This window comes from Bacteroides sp. RTP31139st1_H2_RTP31139_211217 (genome assembly GCF_040227615.1).
Taxonomy (GTDB): domain Bacteria; phylum Bacteroidota; class Bacteroidia; order Bacteroidales; family Bacteroidaceae; genus Bacteroides; species Bacteroides uniformis.
This window is the reverse complement of sequence record NZ_JBCNZM010000235.1, coordinates 1-4,274: the sequence shown is the minus strand read 5'-3', so window position 1 is coordinate 4,274 and position 4,274 is coordinate 1. Positions and strand designations below refer to the sequence as shown.

The 4,274-nt window shown below is 48.6% G+C and carries 4 protein-coding genes and 1 pseudogene; all 5 read left to right on the top strand.

Annotated elements, in window-relative coordinates; all coding sequences use genetic code 11:
* Nucleotides 1–180, top strand: a pseudogene (locus tag ABUA47_RS22775) (hypothetical protein); the annotation flags it as partial.
* A gap of 27 nt (nt 181–207) precedes the next feature.
* A complete protein-coding gene (locus ABUA47_RS22770) occupies nt 208–1,080 on the top strand; it encodes a M23 family metallopeptidase (RefSeq protein WP_138287029.1) in 873 nt (290 codons plus the stop codon).
* Nucleotides 1,062–1,343 (top strand): hypothetical protein, encoded by a 282-nt coding sequence (locus ABUA47_RS22765; protein ID WP_009017568.1) that lies wholly within the window; start codon nt 1,062–1,064, stop codon nt 1,341–1,343. Before ABUA47_RS22770 ends, ABUA47_RS22765 begins: the two co-directional genes overlap by 19 nt.
* A 14-nt stretch (nt 1,344–1,357) precedes the next feature.
* Nucleotides 1,358–3,148, top strand: coding sequence for a hypothetical protein (locus ABUA47_RS22760; RefSeq protein WP_009293386.1), 1,791 nt, complete (start codon nt 1,358–1,360; stop codon nt 3,146–3,148).
* A 21-nt stretch (nt 3,149–3,169) separates the two neighbouring features.
* On the top strand, nt 3,170–4,274 hold a 1,105-nt coding region (locus ABUA47_RS22755; RefSeq protein ID WP_349832103.1), incomplete at its 3' end, for a zincin-like metallopeptidase domain-containing protein.

Here is a 4,274-nt window from a genome sequence, read left to right as displayed (position 1 = left end):
TTTCTTATATTCGGACGCTTCGGCTGGCTGGGCAAGATTGCCGGTGCATTTCTCGGCATGATGCTTATCGGCAACAATGCCGGTATTTTCCGCACACCTGACACGGGAAGCATACAACGAGTACAGACACCCGCTCTTCCTGTTGAAGAACAGACGAATAGCAGAGGAATGAAAAGATAAGAATACGAATCAAATCTAACAACAATAATGAAATATACAGAAGAAATGATCCTGCAATCCGAAAGTGGATACTGTATGCCTTTTGAAGAACGGCAGGGCAAGGATGTGAAACTATCGCTCGGCTACGGCGAACAAACCGATCCGGCAACGGGCAAAACATATTTTCATCATGGCATCGACTTCGATGTACGGTGTTACACGCTGGCGGCTGTCGCCAGCGGTATCGTGTCAGGTATAGGCAATGACCCTACACTCGGCATCTGCCAAACTATACGCTATGGGGAGTATGAAGTGACCTATGGGCATTTGTCAAATGTCTTCGCCCAGTTCGGACAGCGTGTCAAGGCCGGACAGACTGTAGCTTTGAGCGGTGACAAGCTGCATATCGGGATACGCTTCAAAGGTGAGGAACTTAACCCGCTGGAATTTCTAACCATGCTGTATGGTAATATCCAAGCATTGTGTCATGCCGATGGAGACGAAGCGACAACATCTCCCGGCATGGCGATGGCACTGACCACCGATTACGAGCAGGACAGACAGGAAATAGAGGAATTGATGCTGCGTTTCCTGCCCCACTACATGGAAGACTTACAGCGTGGTGCATACCGACTTCCTCCACATACGGAGCAGTCACTCCGCCATGTCTTTACAATGGGAGCAGTCAAAGAATACTTCTATGAAAATATGCCGAGTATATCCAACCCACTCGGACTGGGACATAAAGCAATGCCGCTTGCCTGTAAGGTGCAGAACCTACTCATTGCGGACTTCCTGCATTACCTTGCCCTACGGCATGGCGTGTACTTATCGACGATGGGCGGTGATGTAAAAAAAAACTCTATGACGAAGCCCTGCCCCATAGTGGTATCATTGACCCACTGGCAGAATTGGACATAGACATCCAGAGTTTTGACATACCGAGAGCAGTCACGGTATATCCTGACCGGGCCGGTGTGCGCTGGTGGACCAAAGCATGGTTCAATAACCGGGAAGAGGGCGAAGCATCGGTGGAGATTGAGCGAGAACAAGCGATACGCTTCATCCACGACAACATCGAGAAAGATGTATGGCTGGAAGAGTTCTATCCCAAACAGATGGAAATTTACCACAACGCCATCGAGCAGACAAAAGAGCAATTATTAATGAATAGAATAGGATAAACATATAATACATTATGGACGGAATCAAGCATAGCGGACGGTTTGCAGAAATGGAACGCCTTGTGAACGACTATTTCAACTGCCATATCGCACCCGTCATGTCAAAAACGCGAACTGACCTCATACGGAATCAGGGAGAGGAAATGAAAGAATATTCCACCTCTTTAGGTGGTATTCTCAGTATGATGGCATCTTCGGCACAACCCATGAGCGACCCCTATCAGACACTCAAGGTCACAGGCGAATGGAACTCCAAAACGACAGAGGACTATATCGAGATGTGCAAGACGGAGATTACCGGCTCCAAGGAAATGCAGCAAGACCTTGCGTACATGGCCGGACAGTGGCGGGATACCGTCGTGCAGGAAATCGGGAGGGCACGTTACGATGAGTTGTCAGAACAGCTCGGTTGTGACCTCGCCTATGCCTATATGGACCACCGGATAGAGGAACTGATGATTGACCGACTGGTGAAAGAACGTATGCCCAAGTCTTCCGCTGACTACATCGTCCGAAAGGCTGCCGAATCAAGTCTGCTGGGATTATCGCAGACGTTAAGCCGTTCACCGCTGACCGATGAAATAGAGGCACGAGGCGAAGCAGCTTATCGCCCGAACAGATGGGAAAAAGGTACGGGATGGATGTTGGGCACAGCCGCAGATACCTTGATGATGGGTGGTGCTGGTTCATGGACGGCACTGGCAAAATTTGCCGGTACAGATGTGGCTATTGCAGCCATCGCCAATCATTTTGAAGGCAAGAAGCCTGACACTCTTTCAGTAGAACAGTGCATCAGTAAAGGAGTGTTCGGCAGCGACAGAAACGTATTCGACGATTTTCGCAAAGAGGCAGCCCAAATACAAGTCAAAGAGAACACGGCGATTGGTACAGACAACAAGCAACTGAAAAAGAAAATCCCTGTCATGGACTTTGGCTTCATGGAGTGGACACAAAACCAGAATAATGGTTTATTGTGGCCGAATGTACAGAACAAGGAACAACAGAAGCATGAGGAACGGTACAAGGATGTGCCGATTGTTGTTGCTCCCGGACAAGAAGAGGCCTACTTGCAGTCTTTGGAACAACGTGACAAAGCGGAAATGGTCAGGACAGAACAGGATGAAACTATGAAAGAAGAGAAGCATGAAACCGTTGTTCCTGCCAATGACGCGGAACAACATGTACAAACGATACAAAGTGCGCAAGTAACACAGGGAAACGGAAACGGTTGGGGCGGACTGCTTGGTATGCTGGGACTGGATGGCATAGGTAATATGACAGGTAATCTCGGTTATGTAATGGCCATGCTCCCTGATGTTCTGTTGGGAATATTCACAGGCAAAACAGAATCGTTGCGCTTGGGAAACAACATGTTACCGATAGCGAGCATTGTGGCGGGTATGTTTGTGCGTAACCCGTTGCTGAAAATGCTCCTGATTGGTCTGGGAGGTATGAACCTGTTGAATAAGGTAGGACACGAGGCCTTGAAAGAACGAACAGAGGGAAAACTGAACGTAACAAACGGGAACAATGTACAGTACCGACACTATACGAATGAAGCTCTGAACCCACGTATCGTGAACCCTGTATTGCAAAATAGCACGTTGATTGCCACGATAGACCGAGTACCGTGTACCATCCAGTTGTCACCGGTTGTAGCAGAAGCCTACCGTACCGGAGCATTGCCTTTGAACACGCTGGCAAATGCTGTCCTTGCCAAGAGTGACCAGCTTCGCCAGGCTGCTGCACGGAATTATGAGGACGGAAAACAGGAAACCATCGTGCGTCCACGGGGTATTCAATAATCATATAATCAAATAAACGATATGAAAGAAAAATCACAAATCGAAAAGAAAGCCGAGGAAAAACAAATCACCTTGCTTTCTACGGCTTTGAGTGAAGCCTCGAATGCCGGTGGACACTGGCTCAACGCATCGGGAAAGGGATACCCACGCTTCTATCCAAGGGGTGTTTCTGTCAGTGCATTCAATGCGCTGTTCATGACGTTGCATTCCGATAAAAATGGATGCAAAACCAACCAGTTCACGCTATTCAGCGATGCCAAGGCACAAGGAGCCTCGGTGCGTGAAAATGAGCAGGGAGTTCCATTTTTGTTTTACAATTGGAACAAGTACGTTCACCGTAATAATCCGGAACAGGTTATCAGCCGTGATGACTACATGAAACTGTATGAAGAGGAACAAAAATTATATAACGGTGTACACAACCGTGAAATTCGTACTTTGTTCAACATTGACCAGACGACACTACCTTACGTGGATAAGGAGCGATACGAAACGACGTTGCGGCGGTATGGCAGTGCAGTGGAAAGAGGATATACGGAAGCTGACAACCGACGGTTGCATATTCAATTCAACGACTTCCTGCTGAGGATGCGGGACAACCTTGTGCCTGTGCGTTCGGACGGAAGCGGTGTACCCCACTACGAAACAGATAAGGATGCGGTCTATATGCCGCGACAAAGAGAGTTCGGACATTATCACGACTATATACAGGAAGCCTTGCGGCAAATCGTGAGTGCTACCGGACACCAACAACGGTTGGCGCGTGAAGGTATGGTGATGAAGAACGGTGTGGCTCCCTCGGAGGATGCCGTCAGACAGGAGCGGTTGGTCGTGGAACTGGCTTCGGGAATTAAAATGTTGGAACTGGGGTTGCCAGCACGGTTGTCTGAAGAAAGTCTGAAGACAGTGGAATACTGGTGCCGGGAGCTGAAAGAGAACCCAAACTTGATGGACGCCCTCGAAAGTGACGTGAACAATGCCATCGAAGTAATCAATAAAGCGGAACGGGGCGAGAAAATCGAATACGCCACCATGCGCAACCGGCGGGACACTTCAACCATGCAGGAGCAGATGCCCAAACATTATTTTGTGGCCAACGAGATTCGGCAGCATCCGGATAAAGAAA